This window comes from Microbacterium sp. Z12_35 (genome assembly GCF_058310475.1).
On the sequence record NZ_JBZEGJ010000003.1, the window covers coordinates 26,466 to 42,126 of the forward strand.

Here is a 15,661-nt window from a genome sequence, read left to right on the forward strand (position 1 = left end):
GGGGTCATTCCGGCGGCGGCCCCGCCCGCGCGGAGGCCGTCGCCGGGAGGATTCCGAAGGGCGCGGAGACCGTGACCGTGGCCACCAGAACGTCGAGGTCGCACGCGATCACGGCGACTCCGACGGCCGCGCTCACCTCGGCGGCGCGCTCGCACGGAACGCCCGGAACCGCGCCACTGGCGGCGTCCGCGGCCGCCAGTGCGGCAGCATCCGCGGCCGACGCCACCCGCTGCGCATGGGCGGATGCGGCAGCCGCCGCACACAGCGACACGGTGAGCACGGCCGCGACCCCGACGACGCCGACGGACGCGGCGACACCGGGCATCAGAGGCCTCCCGCCAGTGCGCACGAGGTCGCCGACGCCGCGGGAAGCCCGGGAAGGGGCGACGGCGCCGTAGCGACGACGCACACGAGATCACCGCGCGGTTCGATCGAGACCGTTCCGCCCGCGGCGGCGACCACCGCCGCCGCGCGGCCGGCGTCCTCCCCCCGGGCGACCAGGCGTGCGGCGTCGGCGGCGGCATCCTGCATCCGCACCTGGCGGGCACCGGCGCCCAGCGCGCCCACGCCGAAAAGGACGACGAGGATCACGGCAGGGAGGACCACGGCGAACTCGGCCGCGACCGACCCCCGCTCGCCCAGCAGCGAGCGGGGGCGGCACGCGCTCATTCGACCGTCAGCGCGCGGCGGATGAGGTCGGTGAGGATGCCACGCACCTCATCGGACCTCATGATGACGACCAGGAGACCGGCGAAGGCCACCGCCGCCATCGTGGCAATGGCGTATTCGGCGGTGGCAGCGCCGGCCTCGTCGGCGAAGAGCCGCCGCGCCCAGGAACGCGTCAGCGGGCGGAGCGGAACCGTGGGTTCTCGTGCGGGCGGGGGCAGGGGCGGCAGTGACATGGTGATCCTCCTCGAATCGGTGTCGGTGGGCACGACGGACCTCACAGCGTCAGTACGCCGGAGGAGAGGATGCTCAGCATCATCGGCGCGACGCCGAGCAGCAGGAAAGACGGCAGCGTGCAGACGCCGAGCGGGATGAGCAGTCGCGACGACAACCGAGCGGCACGGAGTCGGCCGTCGGTGCGGGCGCGGTGGCGCGCGAGCCAGGCGGATGAGCGCAGGAGCTCCACCGCAGGTACCCCTGCCGCCCGGGAGAGCGCGAGGACGTCGTCCACCTCCGGGTCCGAGGCGTCGGGGCGTGCCTCGCCGACGAGGTCTCGCGCCCGCTCGACGGATGCACCCCCCGACAGCGCGATGGCCGTGAGCTCCGCGGCCATCCCCGGGATCCCGGGCTTTGCCGCCGCGCGGGACACGAGTGCGGCGTTCCATCGGCGCGCGGCGATCAGCAGCAGGACTCCCGCGACGAGGCATCCGATACCGAACGGGGTCGTCGTGAGCACCACCGCGGTGTCGAAGCCCAGGGCGATGCCCAGGCCCACCGCGACGAGGGGCAACCAGCCGAGGAGTTTCGCCGTCGAGGCCGGTTCGGCAAGCGCGATGCGCACGTCGTCGGCCGTCTGCTGACCGTCCCGCAGCGCGGCGGCCACGTCGCGGAGACTCTCGGACAGCGGCGCCCCCACGATGCTCGCGATCGACCACGCCGCGGCCACCTCACGCCAGGCGCCGCCTTCGGCGGCGAGCGCGCCGGGCACGTCGCCTACGCGCAGCACCGCCGCCCGGACCCGCCCCGCGACGGGGTCGCCGCGATCCTCCAGCACCGTCCATGCCCGGGATGGCGCGATTCCCGAACGCAGCAGCACCGCGAGCCGCAGCACGGTGTCGGCCGTGGCGGCCGCATCCGGCGGGGCGGGCGCGCGTCGTCGTCTCAGGTCCACGGCATCTCCGCCATCCGGAGTCGTCCGGCGTCCAGGACCGGACGGCCGGTGCCCACGATGCGCCTCCGCCCGCCGGCGTCGCGCGCCAGATGGACGACGCAGCCGATGGCGCTCACCACCTGCCGCGCGAGGGCGGTGTCATCCAGCCCCGCCAGCGCACCGAGCGCCTCCAGCCGGGCGGGAACGTCGGTGAGGCTGCTCGCGTGCAACGTCCCGGCGCCCCCGTCGTGGCCGGTGTTCAATGCAGAGAGGAGCTCCCGCACCTCCACCCCACGGCACTCACCGATGACGAGCCGATCAGGCCGCATCCGCAGCGCTTCACGCACCAGTCGCGCCAGATCGACGCCCCCGGCACCCTCGAGGTTCGGTTGGCGGGCTTCCAGCGCGACATGATGCGGATGCTGCAGCCTCAGCTCCGCGACATCCTCGATCGTCACGATCCGCTCGGTGACAGGCGCCCGCGACAACAGCGCGGCAAGGAGAGTGGTCTTCCCCGAGCCCGCGGCCCCGGTGATGAGCAGGTTGACGCGGTCGCGCACCAGCCCCTCCAGCCTTTCCGCGCCTTTCTCGTCCGTGAGCCCGCGGGCGAGCAGCTCATCCAGGTCCGGCGCGACGACGCGAGGCACCCGCACCGAGATCGTCGTGCCCGCAGACGCGATCGGCGGCAGCACCGCATGAACGCGCACCCCGCCGGCCAGGCGGACGTCGACGCAGGGCGTGGCGTCGTCGATATGGCGCCCTCCCGCACCGATGAGGGCGACGGCCAGGTCGCGCACGTCGGATTCCGCCGCCCGCCACTCCCGCACGGGCCGCGGCCCGTCACCCCGATCGACGAAGAGGCCGTCGGCGCCGTTGACGAAGAGATCGGTGACGTCGGAATCCGCCAGAAACCGCGCGAAGGGCGCCAGCGCGGCATCCCGAGCGTCGGGAGACACCGGGGCGGCCGGCGCGGCCGGGGGCACGGGCCCCGGGATCGCGGATGCCGGCCGCGGGCGTCGAGGCGAGACGACGAAGGCATCGGGCATGCGGCGACGCTACGGCCCGCCGAGCAACCTCGTCCGGGCGACGTGACGATCGGTGGAAAGCATCGGCGAACGATCTCCTGGGGAGAAACGGCCGGACGCGACATCCAGGTGTCGCGCGAGGAATGGCGGCGACGGGAGGCGCGTTCTCGAAAGGGAGCGAACCAACGTCCGCCCGAACACGATGCAATGCACCGCTCGAAGCGGAGGAAGTGACCGATGCGCGTCTCTTTACTCGACAGGTCGCGGACGCGCAGCGGCGAGTCCGACGCCGACGCCGTCTCCACGACCGTCGAACGAGCCGTGCGCGCCGACGCGCTCGGATTCCGCCGGTTCTGGACCGCGGAGCACCACGCCGTTCCCGGCATCGCCAGCGCAGCCCCCACGGTGCTGGTCGCCGCGATCGGTGCCCGCACCCGCAGCATCCGCGTCGGCACCGGCGGGATCATGGTGCCCAACCACAATCCGCTGGTGATCGCGGAACAGGCGTTGCTGCTCGAGGCGCTGTTCCCGGGGCGGGTCGACATCGGCCTCGGCGGCTCCCTCGGGTTCACCGCTGCGGTCCGGCGAGCACTGGGCCGGATGACCGTGAGCGACGGCGAGTACGCCGCCGAGGTCGAGCAGATCCGCTCGTACTTGGACAGGCGAGCGGACATGACGGTCCGACCCTCCGTCGACCCGCCGCCTGTGTTCTTGCTCGCGATCAAGGGCGGGCTGACTCTGGCCGCGGAGCTGGGGTTGCCCGCAGTGATCGGCGGGCCGATCCTGCAGAACGCGCTGGCGATCGATGCCTACTTCCGCGACTTCCGACCGACCTCGACACAGCCGGATCCCTACCTCATGGTGAGCATCGAGGTCGCTGTCGCAGAAACGGCGGAGCGCGCTCGTAACCTCCTGCTGCCGGAGGCGTGGGCGTTTGCCATGACGCGTGAGGTCGGGGAGTTCCGTGCCCTCGAGCCGGTGGACACGGTGCGACGGATGCTCGAGTCCACGAGCGCTCCGAAGAAGCTCGACGCCGTGCAAGCGTCGCTGGATGCGGCGATCAGCGGCACTCCCGATGAGGTGGCCGCAGCGCTGGAGGGTCTCCTCGAGCGGACCGGCGCCTCCGAACTCCTCGCGAGTGTGAGTACCTATGATCGCGACGACGTCCGCGCGACCGATGAGTTCCTCGCGTCGCTCCAGACGTGACGCGCCGGCAGAGGGTCGCGCCCGACCGCTGAAAAGAGAGAAGGCGGCATCCCATGGGGGGAACGGGATGCCGCCACGCGACGAGCGATATTTGGGGGGCTCGCTGGTCACGTCTGCCGAACGATGTTCGGGCCGCATCCACCTTACGCAGATCGCCCGGGGGAGCAAATCCGCACACGCCGTGGCGCGGCCGACCCAACTATCGGAGGTAGTCGCGGCTAGACCCCGGAACTAGATTGGCCCGTGTCGCGCCGCCATCCTCGTCACCGGCGGGCGACTCTTCCGCAAAGGAGCGCGCATGAGCAGCCAGATCGACCACCTTCTCTCGGAAACCCGACGCTTCGCACCGTCGGCGGAGTTCGCGGCGGAGGCCGTGGCCACGGCGGAGCTGTACGAACGCGCCGCCGCGGACAGCGAAGGCTTCTGGGCAGACCAGGCCCGCGAGCTGCTGCACTGGCACAAGCCGTTCACCGAGGTGCTGGACTGGACCAACCCGCCGTTTGCCCGATGGTTCGCCGACGGAGAGCTCAACGTCGCCTACAACTGCCTCGACCGTCACGTCGAGGCGGGCAACGGGGATCGGGTGGCCCTGCTATGGGAAGGCGAGCCGGGAGACGAACGCCGCATCACCTATGCGGAGCTGACCGACGAGGTCAAGCGCGTCGCCAACGTCCTCGAAGGGCTCGGCGTCGGTCACGGCGACCGCGTCGCGATCTACCTTCCGATGATCCCGGAGGCGGTGGCCGCGATGCTCGCGGTGGCTCGGATCGGCGCCATCCACTCGGTCGTGTTCGGTGGATTCTCCGCCGACAGCCTGCGCGCCCGCATCGACGATGCCGGGGCGAAGCTCGTCATCACCGCCGACGGCGGGTACCGGAAGGGCAAGGTGTCGCCGCTGAAGCCCGCGGTGGACATGGCCCTCGCCGACCGCAACGGCAGCGGACCACAGGAGACCGTGGAGCACGTCCTGGTCGTCCGCCGTGGGGAGAACGACGTCGAGTGGAACGCCGATCGCGATGTGTGGTGGCACGAGGCCGTGCCCGCGGCATCCGCCGAGCATGAAGCGCAGGCCTTCCCCGCCGAGAACCCCCTGTTCATCCTCTACACCTCGGGCACGACCGGGAAGCCGAAGGGCATCCTGCACACCTCCGGCGGCTACCTGACGCAGTCGGCGTTCACGAACCGCGTCGTGCACGACATCCACCCCGAGTCCGACGTGTACTGGTGCACCGCCGACATCGGCTGGATCACCGGCCACACCTACGTGACCTACGGACCGCTCGCCAACGGGGCCACGCAGGTGCTGTACGAAGGGACACCGGATGCGCCGCATCCCGGCCGCTGGTGGGAGATCATCCAGAAGTACGGCGTGACGATCTTCTACACCGCGCCGACGGCGATCCGCTCGTTCATGAAGATCGGTCGCGAGGTGCCGCAGAGCTTCGACCTGTCATCGCTCCGGCTGCTGGGTTCGGTCGGTGAGCCGATCAACCCGGAGGCGTGGGTCTGGTACCGCAACATCATCGGCGGCCAGTCGACACCGGTGGTGGACACCTGGTGGCAGACCGAGACGGGCGCGATCATGATCTCGGCCCTCCCCGGCATCACCGAGACCAAGCCCGGCTCGGCCCAGGTGCCCCTCCCGGGTATCTCGATCGACGTGGTCGATGACGCCGGTGAGCACGTCGGCAACGGCAACGGCGGGCTCCTCGTCGTCACCGAGCCGTGGCCCAGCATGCTGCGCGGCATCTGGGGCGACCCGGATCGGTACAAGGAGACGTACTGGGACAAGTTCGCCGACAAGGGCTACTACTTCGCCGGCGACGGGGCACGCCTGGATGAGGACGGCGACGTGTGGCTCCTCGGCCGGGTCGACGACGTGATGAACGTGTCGGGGCACCGCCTGTCGACCGCTGAGATCGAGTCGGCGCTGGTCGCTCACGAGTCCACGGCCGAGGCGGCCGTGGTCGGAGCATCCGATGAGACCACCGGCCAGGCGGTCGTCGCGTTCGTCATCGTGAAGCAGAGCTTCCTCAAGGCGCACTCCCCCGAAGGCCTCGCCGGGACGCTGCGCAGCTGGGTGGGCGAGCAGATCGGCCCGATCGCCCGGCCCCGCGACATCTACATCGTGGGCGAGCTCCCCAAGACGCGCTCGGGCAAGATTATGCGGCGCCTGCTCCGCGACGTGGCGGAAGGCCGCGAGGTGGGTGACACCACGACCCTCGCCGACACCGCCGTGATGAGCGTGATCAGCAAGCAGGTGAAGTAGCGCCCGCCGTCGCCCCGGCGCCGCACGTCGGCGTCGGGGCGGCGGACGGGTGGGGCGCGGGATGCGGCGGCGGTCAGGCGAGGCTGAAGACCACCTCGACCTCGACGGGGCTGTCCATCGGCAGGACCGGCACGCCGACAGCCGAACGAGCGTGGCGGCCAGCCTCGCCGAAGACCTCGCCCAGGAGCTCGCTCGCGCCGTTGATGACGCCCGGCTGTCCGGTGAACTCCGGCACGGATGCCACGAACCCGGTGACCTTGAGGACGCCGCCGAGTCGGTCGATCCCTCCCGCCGCGTCGGCGGCGGCGGCGATCGCGTTCAACGCGCACAGGCGGGCGTACTGGTACGCGTCCGAGGCGGGAACGAGGCGGTGGCCATCGCCGACCTTGCCGGTCGCCGGGAGGGCGCCCGAAACGAACGGCAGCTGGCCGGCGGTGTAGACGAGGTCGCCGTGCACCTTGGCGGGCACGTAGGCGCCGGCCGGAGCGGAGACCGGCGGAAGCTCGAGGCCGAGTTCGTCGAGGCGGGCCGCGATGCTCATGCGCCCTCCCCGAACTGCTGGGACGCCTGCGCCGCAGCGCCCAGTCCCGCGTTGGTGCCGCCGCCCCCGGAGGGCCGCTTGAAGTAGCCGACGAGGCCGCCCTCGGGGCCGGTCACCACCTGCACCAGCTCCCACCCCTGCTTTCCCCAGTTGTTGAGGATCGCGGCGGTGTTATGGATGAGAAGGGGTGCCGTGAGGTATTCCCACGTGGTCATCGCAGCTCCGGTCGTCGAGAGGATGCCTGACGACAGCGTCCAGAACGCCTGCCTATCAAGGCTTCGCCCAGGTATTTGGCTTAGCATCAAGCCTATGCCTGATACGAAACGGACGACGTCCGGAGTGCTCGGCGGTCTCGCCGGCCTCGTCGGCCTGAGCGCCGTCGCGGGCGTGCTCGTCACTGCGACGATCACCCCGGCCATCGCCGTTTCGGGTGCCGCTGCCTCCAGCGCCATCTCGATCTTCGACAACATGCCGAGCATCCTGAAGATCGACAAGCTCATGCAGCCGACGACAATCTGGACCGGCGACCAGATCCTCGCGCAGTTCTACGACCAGAACCGGCAGCCGGTCGAGTTCGAACAGGTCTCCCCGGTCATGTACGACGCGATCCTGTCGTCGGAAGACCCGCGGTATTACCAGCACGGCGGCGTGGACCTCATCGGAACGACGCGCGCGCTGCTGAGCAACGCCTCCGGCGGCGCGACGCAGGGTGGCTCATCCATCAGCCAGCAGTACGTCAAGAACGTGCTCATCCAGAAGTGCGAGCGCGACGCGGTCCCCGAGGTCGACGCGGACGGCGTGGAAACGAAGTCGCGCGGCGAGGTGCTCCAGAGCTGCTGGACCGACGCCACCACCGCATCGGGCATCGAAGGTTATGAGCGCAAGCTGCAGGAAATGCGCTACGCCATCCAGCTCGAGAAGGAATATTCCAAGAACGACATCCTCCTCGGTTACCTCAACATCGCGAACTTCGGCGGCACGAACTACGGGATCGAAGCCGCCTCGAAGTACTACTTCAACGTCCCCGCGGCGCAGCTCAGCGTCAGCCAGGCGGCAACCCTCGCCGGCATCGTGCAGAACCCCAACACGTACCGCATCGACCGCGCCGGCGGCAGCATCGTCGAGGGCGAGGTGTCGTACAACAAGGCGCCGGACGGCTCCATCGAGGACGTCAATCCCACCACTATCCAGGGGCTCCACACCCTTGTCGAGGACGGCACCATCACCCAGGAGCAGCTGCTGGCTGCGGCCGACGGGTACAGCGCCACGAAGGGCCGCCAGCTCTACGTGCTGAGCCGGCTGCTGGACGACGGCAAGATCACGCGCGAGCAGTACGTGGCCGCTGCCATCGAACCGATCACGCCGCAGATCACGCCGGCCTCACAGGGATGTGCCGCATCCGCCGCTCCGTACTTCTGCCAGTACGTCGTCTCGGTGATCCGCAAGGACCCGTCGTTCGGACCGACCGCTGAAGAGCGCCTCCGCTCGCTGCGTCAGGATGGCTTGAACATCTACACGACCCTGGACTGGAACGTCCAGAACGCCGCCCAACAGGCGATGACCGACTACGCGCCCACCTCTGTCGCCAGCATGAAGTTCGGCGCCGCGATCGTCAGTGTCGAAGCGAAGACCGGACGCGTGCTCGGTATCGCACAGAACACCCTGTTCAGCGAAGATGCTGCTCTCGCGACCGACCCGAACTACAGCAGCCTCGTCTACGCCGGCGACCGGCAGTTCGGTAACTCGGACGGTTTCAACGCCGGATCGACCTTCAAGCTCTTCACTCTCATCGACTGGCTCGAGCAGGGGAAGTCGCTCAACGAGATCGTGAACGGCCGCGACCGACCGGTGCCGGACATGACGAACTCGTGTTACGGCAACTGGGTCAACGTGTCCAAGGACCGCATCCGAAACTTCAACAATCAGGCCGGGTACACCGGGACGCCCATGCAGTTCACCCGGCAGTCGTTGAACACCGGGTTCCTCGGGATGGCGGCCGAGCTCGACCTCTGCGACATCGCGAAGGTCGCGAAGAAAATGGGAGTCACCCTCGCCAACGGCAACGACATCGAGATGCGTTATGGCAACAATGTCATCGGCAGCGACGCGGTCTCGCCTCTGGCAATGGCGGGCGCCTACGCGACCGTGGCGAACGGCGGCACCTACTGCCAGCCGAAGGTCATCGACCGCGTCACGGACAGCGAGGGCACCGACCGCCCCGAGCTCGTGCCGGTACGCGCCTGCACGCCGGTGCTGTCCCCCGAGGTCGCCGCTACCGCAGCGACGGCGCTGGCCGGCGTCATGAACGGCGGCACCGGCTCACAGGGCAACACCTACGACGGAACCCCGCTGATCGGCAAGACTGGGACGCACGAAGGACTGCAGTCCTGGATGGTGGAATCCTCCACGAACGTGGCCACCGCCGCCTGGGCGGGCACCGTCGAAGGCCCGGGTGAGATCTTCCGGAATTGGCACAATGGGCGACGCCTTGCCGACATCCGGTACCCGATGGCTCGCGCCGTGCAGCGCGTCGCCAACGAGTTCTACGGGGGCGACCGGTTCCCCCCAGCCGACAACAATCTGACCCGCCGCGTGACCAAGGATGTGCCGAATGTTGTCGGGCAGACCGTCGATCAAGCCCGGGCCACACTGACCGAAGCCGGGTGGGAAGTCGTCGTGGGCGATCCAGTGGACTCCGATCAGCCGACCGACATCATCGCGGCGCAGAATCCCACGGGGTCGGCTCCCGGTGGCACGCCGATCACCATCAGTCCCAGCAACGGGCAGGCGACGGCGATCCCCTCGGTCGCGAACATGGACGCGCAAGAGGCGGCTGGAGCTCTCCGCAGTGCGGGTTTCACCAACCTGTCCGCGAGTTGCACTGCTGATCCGAACGCTCCCGCGGAAGGCGTCGCCACCGGCACCACCCCGGCCGCCGGAACCTTGACATCACGAACCGCTGCCGTCACCCTGGCCGTCACCGCCAGGGAATGCTGAGTGGTAGCCGGTCCGATCGCTCGAACCGCCCTCACGGCCCTCGGGGCTGTGGGGGCGGTCGGCGCGTCCGCCGCGGTGTGGGGAATCGGCATCGAGCGGTACCTCTTCACGGTCAGGTATGCCGCGCTTCGCATCCTCCCGCCCACCGCCTCACCCCTGCGGGTGCTTCACCTGTCCGACGCCCACTTGGCGCCGTGGCAGCACCGCAAACAGGAGTGGATCGCGGGGCTCGCCGACCTCCGGCCCGACTTCATCGTGAACACGGGTGACAATCTCGGCCACGTGGAGGGCTTGGATGGCGTCCGCTCCGCGTTCGCGCCGTTCGCCGGAATCCCCGGGGTTTTCGTGCACGGATCGAACGACACCCAGGCGCCCTCGCCGCGCAACCCGCTGCGCTACTTCTCCGGCCCGTCCAAGCGGAAGCCGACCGCAGAGAAGATCGACGTCGATGCCCTCGACCGGTATCTGGCGGACGAGCTGGGGTGGGTGGATCTGGACAACACCGCGGCCGAACTGAACGTCGGCGGTCTCCGCATCCGCGGATTCGGCGTCGACGACGCCCATCGCGACTGGGACGACCTGCCGGCCACCACTGCGGCGCTCGAGCGGCTCGACGAAGCGGACCTCTCGCTCGGGGTCACGCATGCACCGTACCGCCGGGTCCTGGACGCCTTCACGGATCTCGGGGCCGACCTCTTGCTCGCCGGGCACACGCACGGAGGCCAGGTCCGCATCCCGGGGAGCCGTAACGCGCTGGTCGCGAATTGCGACATCCCGCTCGACCAGGCGCGCGGCCTGAGCGAATGGACGCACGGTGGCCGCTCCGTGCCGCTGAACGTCAGCGCCGGAATCGGCCACTCGATCTACGCGCCCGTGCGGTTCGCCTGCCGGCCCGAGGTCTCGCTGATCACGCTCCTCCCCCGCTGATCCCGCGCCGCCCCCACTCTCGCGCCGAGCGGGCGTGCGCCGGCGGGCGCCGGCGGCGGCACTCTTCCTCCCCAGGCGCGTCCGGTGGGGCACCGTCCACAACCGGGTCGTTCCCGGCACCGCGGCATCCCGAGGCACCTCACCATCGACGGAGAGACCCCGTCGAAAGGATGCCACATGACCTCCGTGCCCGCTTCCCACCCGCGCCGCCGTCGAAACGTGATCGGTGCGGTTGCGGCGGCTCTGCTCGTTCTGGCTGCAACCCTCCTCTCCGCGCCGCCGGCCTCCGCCGCATCCCAGGGCGTCGGATTCGGCACGTGGGCGCCGGTGTCCGCCTACGGGTGGCACGGCTCGATGCTGATCGACGGGGTGCACACGTACTGCATCGTCCCGGGGCTCCCCGCCCCGACCGGCCCGAGCACCGACCACGGGGTTCGAGGCGATGCGGCAGGCCTGTCGCCGCAACAACTCGCGGGGATCAACCACCTGATCACCACCTATGGCCAGACGAACGACCCCGTGCAAGCGGCCGGCGTCGGCTGGGCGGTGAAAGCGATCGCCGACCTCGATACCACCCTTCACTCGTGGGGGTACCCGGGCGATTCTCTGGCCGGCGCCGTCGACTGGGTCTTCGCGCGTCTCGCGCCGGAGCATTCCGCCGCAGTGCAGCAGAAGGCCGAGGCTTACTATGCCGAGGGGATGGCGGTGATCGTGCCCGGTTCGGATGCGGCGCTCACGCTCACCACCGACGAGGCCGACCCACGCGGCGGCACCGTCCGGCTCGACGGCGGCGCGGGCACAACCGCCGTGGTGACGCTCGAGAACGCCGTCTTCATCGAGTCGGGGACGGCGGAGCTCGCCGGTGTGACTCCCGGCAGTGCGCACCCGATCAGCGCGAGCTCGCCGGATGACACCGGCGCCCCGTTCACCGTGCGAGCGGCTGCGACTCTGTCGGCCACCATCGCACCCGCGGTCCGATATTTCACGACCGAGGGTCAGCAGCACACCGCGGGTCCGGGCGGGTCGGTGCAGTACTTCGTCGAGGCGGCGGATGCCACGCCGAGGCCTGTCGTCTTCTCGCCCGGCATCACGACTCAGGTGGCAGCGCCGGAGGCGACGGGAGGACCCTTCGTCGACGACGTGACGCTCGCCCCGGTCGAGGGCGTGTGGCCGCGGAGCGCCGACGGCGGCTTCATCGCGCTCCGCGCAACAGCGATCGTCTACCGAACCGAGGGCGCCCCGACGGGTCCCGAGATCCCGGCCGACGCGGTCCCGGTGGGCGAGCTCGAGCTGATCACCGACCCGGCACAGGGCGGCGGCACGTATCGGGTGACCTCCGGGTGGGAGCTGCCCGGGCCCGGGTACTACACCGCGGTGTGGGAGATCGCCGCCTCGGCCCAGGCGCCGGAGGTGGCTCGCCACCTCGAACGCGACTACCGCTGGGCGGAAGACTTCGCCGCGCCCACGCAGATCGTGCACGTCCCGACTCCCCCCGCCGCGCCCGCACCGGAGGACACCCCGCGCGCACTGGCCGCGACCGGGCTCTGGGAGGGCGCAGGCCCGCGCGTGGGAGCGGGCGGCATCGCCGCGCTCCTCGCCGGGCTCGCATTGCTCGCACACGTGGCCCAGCGGCGCCGATTCACGGCCGGCTGAGGAGCCGCCCCGGTTCGAAGCATCCCTCCATTCGGGGTAGACTCGGGGGGTTGCCACGGGGTGTGGCGCAGCTTGGTAGCGCGCTTCGTTCGGGACGAAGAGGCCGCAGGTTCAAATCCTGTCACCCCGACCAACAGGCGAAAGGCCGGCCCACACGGGTCGGCCTTTCGCTTTTCTCCTCGCTCCGGCGCTCGCCCGCACCCGTGGGCGGGAGGCGCGCAGGGGGTCCGCCCGTGAGCGCTGGTGGGCGGCCCGCGGGGATGCTCAGCCGCTGCGAATACGATGGAAGCGGCTCCGTCGCCATACGGGGCCATCTTCACGTTCGGCATCGACAGGAGCATCGTGCCCGCATCCACTCCCCGCCTCGTCGCCTTCGACCTCGACGACACGCTCGCCCCGTCGAAGAGCGCCATCGACCCGCGCATCGGTGAGCAACTGATCGCGCTGGCCGAGCGCGTGGAGGTCGCGATCATCTCCGGCGGGCAGCTCGCGCAGTTCCGCGCTCAGGTCGTCGACCGGCTGCCGGCGGCGTCGGCAGAGACGCTCAGCCACATCCACCTGATGCCGACGTGCGGCACGCAGTACTACCGGCTCGCCGAGGGCCGTATCGAGACGGTCTACGCCCACTCCCTCACCGACGACGAGAAGGCACGCGCCCTCGCCGCCGTCGAGGAGGAGGCGCGCCGCCTGGGGCTGTGGGAGTCGCAGACGTGGGGTGACATCCTCGAAGACCGCGGCTCGCAGATCACGTACTCCGCCCTCGGCCAGAAGGCTCCGCTCGAGGCCAAGATCGCGTGGGACCCCACAGGCGCGAAGAAGAACGCCCTCCGCGAGGCGGTGGCGGCCCGCATCCCCGATCTGGAGGTGCGCTCGGGCGGCTCGACCTCCGTGGACATCACCCACCGCGGCATAGACAAGGCCTACGGCATGCGCCAGCTCGCCGAGGTCACCGGCATCCCGCTCGACGACATGCTGTTCGTCGGCGACCGCCTCGACCCCGACGGCAACGACTACCCGGTGCTCGCTCTGGGCGTTCCCTGCCACGCGGTCGAGGGCTGGCCCGACACGGCTGCGTTCCTGGACACGCTCATCCCGACGCTCCCCCTCCGCTGACGCGCGAGAAACGATATTCCGGGCGAGACATGACGCGGCGCGTCGTTTCTCGGCCGGCACGTCGTTTTCGGCGAATCCGGCGCTACAGCTGGGCGGGAGCGGGAGCGGGAGCGGAGGAGGCGAGCGGCACGAGCCGCGACAGCTGCGTGACGTGCTTCGGCTCGAGTTCGGCCAGTGACGCGACACCCAGCAGCGCCATCGTGCGTTCGATCTCCGAGCGCAGGATCTGGATCGTCCGGTCGACCCCTGCGCGCCCGCCGGCCATGAGCCCGTACAGGTAGGCGCGCCCGATCAGCGTGAACTTCGCCCCGAGGGCGATGGATGCGACGATGTCGGCGCCGTTCATGATGCCGGTGTCGATCATCACCGTGGCATCCTTCCCCACCTCCCGCACCACCTGAGGCAGGAGGTGGAACGGGATCGGTGCCCGGTCGAGCTGGCGACCACCGTGGTTGGAGAGGATGATGCCATCCACGCCGGCATCGATCAGCCGCACGCTGTCGTCGACGTTCTGCACGCCCTTGATGACGATCTTCCCTGGCCACATGCCACGGATGACATCGAGGTCTTCGAAGCTGATCGTGGGGTCCATGGCGGCGTTGAGCAGGTCGCCGACCGTGCCGCCCGTCTCCGTGAGGGAGGCGAATTCGAGCTTGGGGGTGGTGAGGAAGTCGATCCACCACCACGGCCGCGGGATCGCATTGACGATCGTGCCGAGGGTCAGCTGCGGCGGAATCGAGAACCCGTTGCGCTTGTCGCGCAGCCGCGCCCCGGCGATCGGGGTATCCACGGTGAACATCAGCGTGTCGAAGCCGGCGTCGCCGGCACGGCGCACGAGCTCGTAGGAGATCTCCCGCTGCCGCATGACGTACAGCTGGAACCAGTTCCGCCCGTGCGGGTTGGCCGCCGTGACCCCCTCGATCGAGGTGGTGCCGAGCGTCGAGAGGGTGAACGGGATGCCGGCGGCCGCGGCCGCGGAGGCGCCCGCGGTCTCCCCCTCGGTCTGCATCAGACGGGTGAAGCCGGTCGGCGCGATCCCGAACGGCAGGGCGCTCGGACCACCGAGGATCGTCGTGGCGGTGTCCACGTTCTCCGCCGGGCGCAACACGCTCGGGTGGAACTCGATGTCTTCGAACGCCTGCCGGGCTCGAGCCAACGACAGCTCACCCTCGGCGGCGCCGTCGGTGTAGTCGAAGGCCGCTTTGGGCGTCCGACGCTGGGCGATCTTCCGCAGGTCGGCGATCGTGAGCGCGTTTTCCAGGCGCCGCTTCTTCGCGTTCAGTTCGGGTGCCTTGAACTTCATCAGCTCGAAGATCTCGGCGGGTTTGGGCAGCTGGCGGTTCACCATGCGCTGTCTCCTTCTCGGGGGTGTGCGAGGCCTGCCTCGGCGTAGTAGCGGGAAATGTGGTCACGGACCAGCCGCCGTGCGGTGTCACCGTCGCCCGCATCGACCGCGGCGACGATCGCTCGATGCTCGGAGCGGAGGCGGTCGGCGGTCGCGTCCCAGTCGGTCAGGCCGGTCGCGCCTGTGAGGACGTACGACTCGATGGCCGTGCGAAGGCCCTCCATCATCGCCGCCACCACGACGTTGCCGGACGCCTCCACCAGCGAGAGGTGCAGTCGGGCGTCGAGGGCGAGGAACTCGGCGGGGCTGAGGCCGGCGGCATCCATCGCCTCAAGGACGGCATGGGCGGATGCGGTGTCCCGCTCGCGAGCGCCGGCCAGAGCTTCAACGGCAGCGGTCTCGAGGACGAGGCGGGTGCGGACGACGTCGCCGACCGGAAAGCCGTTGGCGGCCACCTGCAGCCGCAGGAGCGCCGAGAGTCCCCCGCGGGGCGTCGCCACGATCATCGCGCCCGCCGTGGGGCCGGAGCCTGTGGCCGTGCGGATGAGCCCCAGGACCTCGAGAACACGCAGCGCCTCACGAACGCTCGAGCGGCCCACGCCCAGCTGCACCGCGAGCTCCCGCTCGGGGGTCAGTCGGTCGCCCGGAGCCAGGCGCCCCTCGCGGAGATCTCCCTCGATGCGCTCCAGCACGAGCTGCCACGCGCGCGGCGTCGGCGGTGATTCCATGCGACCTCCTGTGGTCGGACCACAGTACCGCCTGCCGACAG

General features: G+C 70.1%; 15 protein-coding genes and 1 tRNA gene. 7 read left to right on the forward strand and 9 right to left on the reverse strand.

Annotation, left to right across the window (positions count from 1 at the left end):
- Positions 1-4 precede the first annotated feature (4 nt).
- The 5 genes from AC4FS1_RS16525 to AC4FS1_RS16545 are packed head-to-tail and all read right to left on the reverse strand — an operon-like array spanning position 5 to position 2,862.
- Positions 5-325, reverse strand: a complete 321-nt coding sequence (locus AC4FS1_RS16525; RefSeq protein ID WP_491156812.1) for a helicase — start codon at positions 323-325, stop codon at positions 5-7.
- A complete protein-coding gene (locus tag AC4FS1_RS16530; protein ID WP_491156813.1) occupies positions 325-669 on the reverse strand; it encodes a TadE family type IV pilus minor pilin in 345 nt (114 codons plus the stop codon). The genes AC4FS1_RS16525 and AC4FS1_RS16530 overlap by 1 nt, the downstream gene beginning before the upstream one ends.
- Positions 666-902, reverse strand: coding sequence for a DUF4244 domain-containing protein (locus tag AC4FS1_RS16535; protein WP_491156814.1), 237 nt, complete (start codon positions 900-902; stop codon positions 666-668). The genes AC4FS1_RS16530 and AC4FS1_RS16535 overlap by 4 nt, the downstream gene beginning before the upstream one ends.
- A 41-nt stretch (positions 903-943) precedes the next feature.
- Entirely contained in the window at positions 944-1,837 is an 894-nt protein-coding gene (locus AC4FS1_RS16540; RefSeq protein WP_491156815.1) for a type II secretion system F family protein, read from the reverse strand.
- Positions 1,828-2,862, reverse strand: coding sequence for a TadA family conjugal transfer-associated ATPase (locus AC4FS1_RS16545; RefSeq protein ID WP_491156816.1), 1,035 nt, complete (start codon positions 2,860-2,862; stop codon positions 1,828-1,830). Before AC4FS1_RS16545 ends, AC4FS1_RS16540 begins: the two co-directional genes overlap by 10 nt.
- Before the next feature lie 216 nt (positions 2,863-3,078).
- On the opposite strand from AC4FS1_RS16545, the gene AC4FS1_RS16550 reads away from it, so the two are divergent.
- Together AC4FS1_RS16550 and acs are read left to right on the forward strand one after the other, a co-directional pair.
- Positions 3,079-4,047: an MsnO8 family LLM class oxidoreductase gene (locus AC4FS1_RS16550; protein ID WP_491156817.1), complete on the forward strand. Its 969-nt coding sequence runs from the start codon at positions 3,079-3,081 to the stop codon at positions 4,045-4,047.
- A gap of 298 nt (positions 4,048-4,345) precedes the next feature.
- Positions 4,346-6,316: an acetate--CoA ligase gene (gene acs, locus AC4FS1_RS16555; protein WP_491156818.1), complete on the forward strand. Its 1,971-nt coding sequence runs from the start codon at positions 4,346-4,348 to the stop codon at positions 6,314-6,316.
- 73 nt (positions 6,317-6,389) lie between these two features.
- Here acs and AC4FS1_RS16560 read toward each other — a convergent pair whose 3' ends face one another.
- Both AC4FS1_RS16560 and sp36 read right to left on the reverse strand, forming a co-directional pair.
- Positions 6,390-6,857 (reverse strand): RidA family protein, encoded by a 468-nt coding sequence (locus tag AC4FS1_RS16560; RefSeq protein ID WP_491156819.1) that lies wholly within the window; start codon positions 6,855-6,857, stop codon positions 6,390-6,392.
- Positions 6,854-7,072 (reverse strand): Sp36 family protein, encoded by a 219-nt coding sequence (sp36, locus tag AC4FS1_RS16565; RefSeq protein ID WP_491156820.1) that lies wholly within the window; start codon positions 7,070-7,072, stop codon positions 6,854-6,856. Before sp36 ends, AC4FS1_RS16560 begins: the two co-directional genes overlap by 4 nt.
- Positions 7,073-7,166: 94 nt before the next feature.
- Between sp36 and AC4FS1_RS16570 the strand changes: the two genes are divergently transcribed.
- From AC4FS1_RS16570 to AC4FS1_RS16590, 5 genes are all read left to right on the forward strand, one after another.
- Positions 7,167-9,854 (forward strand): transglycosylase domain-containing protein, encoded by a 2,688-nt coding sequence (locus tag AC4FS1_RS16570; protein ID WP_491156821.1) that lies wholly within the window; start codon positions 7,167-7,169, stop codon positions 9,852-9,854.
- A complete protein-coding gene (locus tag AC4FS1_RS16575) occupies positions 9,855-10,781 on the forward strand; it encodes a metallophosphoesterase (RefSeq protein ID WP_491156822.1) in 927 nt (308 codons plus the stop codon).
- A 177-nt stretch (positions 10,782-10,958) separates the two neighbouring features.
- Positions 10,959-12,434, forward strand: coding sequence for a hypothetical protein (locus tag AC4FS1_RS16580; protein ID WP_491156823.1), 1,476 nt, complete (start codon positions 10,959-10,961; stop codon positions 12,432-12,434).
- Between the two features lie 56 nt (positions 12,435-12,490).
- Positions 12,491-12,567, forward strand: a tRNA-Pro gene (locus AC4FS1_RS16585).
- Between the two features lie 209 nt (positions 12,568-12,776).
- On the forward strand, positions 12,777-13,547 hold the full coding sequence (locus tag AC4FS1_RS16590) for an HAD-IIB family hydrolase (RefSeq protein ID WP_491156824.1): 771 nt from the start codon (positions 12,777-12,779) through the stop codon (positions 13,545-13,547).
- 82 nt (positions 13,548-13,629) lie between these two features.
- Here the strand turns inward: AC4FS1_RS16590 and AC4FS1_RS16595 are convergent, their stop codons facing one another.
- Both AC4FS1_RS16595 and AC4FS1_RS16600 read right to left on the reverse strand, forming a co-directional pair.
- Entirely contained in the window at positions 13,630-14,895 is a 1,266-nt protein-coding gene (locus AC4FS1_RS16595; RefSeq protein ID WP_491156825.1) for an alpha-hydroxy acid oxidase, read from the reverse strand.
- Positions 14,889-15,620: a FadR/GntR family transcriptional regulator gene (locus AC4FS1_RS16600; protein WP_491156826.1), complete on the reverse strand. Its 732-nt coding sequence runs from the start codon at positions 15,618-15,620 to the stop codon at positions 14,889-14,891. The genes AC4FS1_RS16595 and AC4FS1_RS16600 overlap by 7 nt, the downstream gene beginning before the upstream one ends.
- Positions 15,621-15,661: the final 41 nt, after the last annotated feature.

Coding starts and splice junctions, on each gene's coding strand:
- AC4FS1_RS16525 (WP_491156812.1), bottom strand. CDS start 325: ATGCCCGGTGTCGCCGCGTCCGTCGGCGTCGTCGGGGTCGCGGCCGTG.
- AC4FS1_RS16530 (WP_491156813.1), bottom strand. CDS start 669: ATGAGCGCGTGCCGCCCCCGCTCGCTGCTGGGCGAGCGGGGGTCGGTC.
- AC4FS1_RS16535 (WP_491156814.1), bottom strand. CDS start 902: ATGTCACTGCCGCCCCTGCCCCCGCCCGCACGAGAACCCACGGTTCCG.
- AC4FS1_RS16545 (WP_491156816.1), bottom strand. CDS start 2,862: ATGCCCGATGCCTTCGTCGTCTCGCCTCGACGCCCGCGGCCGGCATCC.
- AC4FS1_RS16550 (WP_491156817.1), top strand. CDS start 3,079: ATGCGCGTCTCTTTACTCGACAGGTCGCGGACGCGCAGCGGCGAGTCC.
- acs (WP_491156818.1), top strand. CDS start 4,346: ATGAGCAGCCAGATCGACCACCTTCTCTCGGAAACCCGACGCTTCGCA.
- AC4FS1_RS16560 (WP_491156819.1), bottom strand. CDS start 6,857: ATGAGCATCGCGGCCCGCCTCGACGAACTCGGCCTCGAGCTTCCGCCG.
- sp36 (WP_491156820.1), bottom strand. CDS start 7,072: ATGACCACGTGGGAATACCTCACGGCACCCCTTCTCATCCATAACACC.
- AC4FS1_RS16570 (WP_491156821.1), top strand. CDS start 7,167: ATGCCTGATACGAAACGGACGACGTCCGGAGTGCTCGGCGGTCTCGCC.
- AC4FS1_RS16580 (WP_491156823.1), top strand. CDS start 10,959: ATGACCTCCGTGCCCGCTTCCCACCCGCGCCGCCGTCGAAACGTGATC.
- AC4FS1_RS16595 (WP_491156825.1), bottom strand. CDS start 14,895: ATGGTGAACCGCCAGCTGCCCAAACCCGCCGAGATCTTCGAGCTGATG.
- AC4FS1_RS16600 (WP_491156826.1), bottom strand. CDS start 15,620: ATGGAATCACCGCCGACGCCGCGCGCGTGGCAGCTCGTGCTGGAGCGC.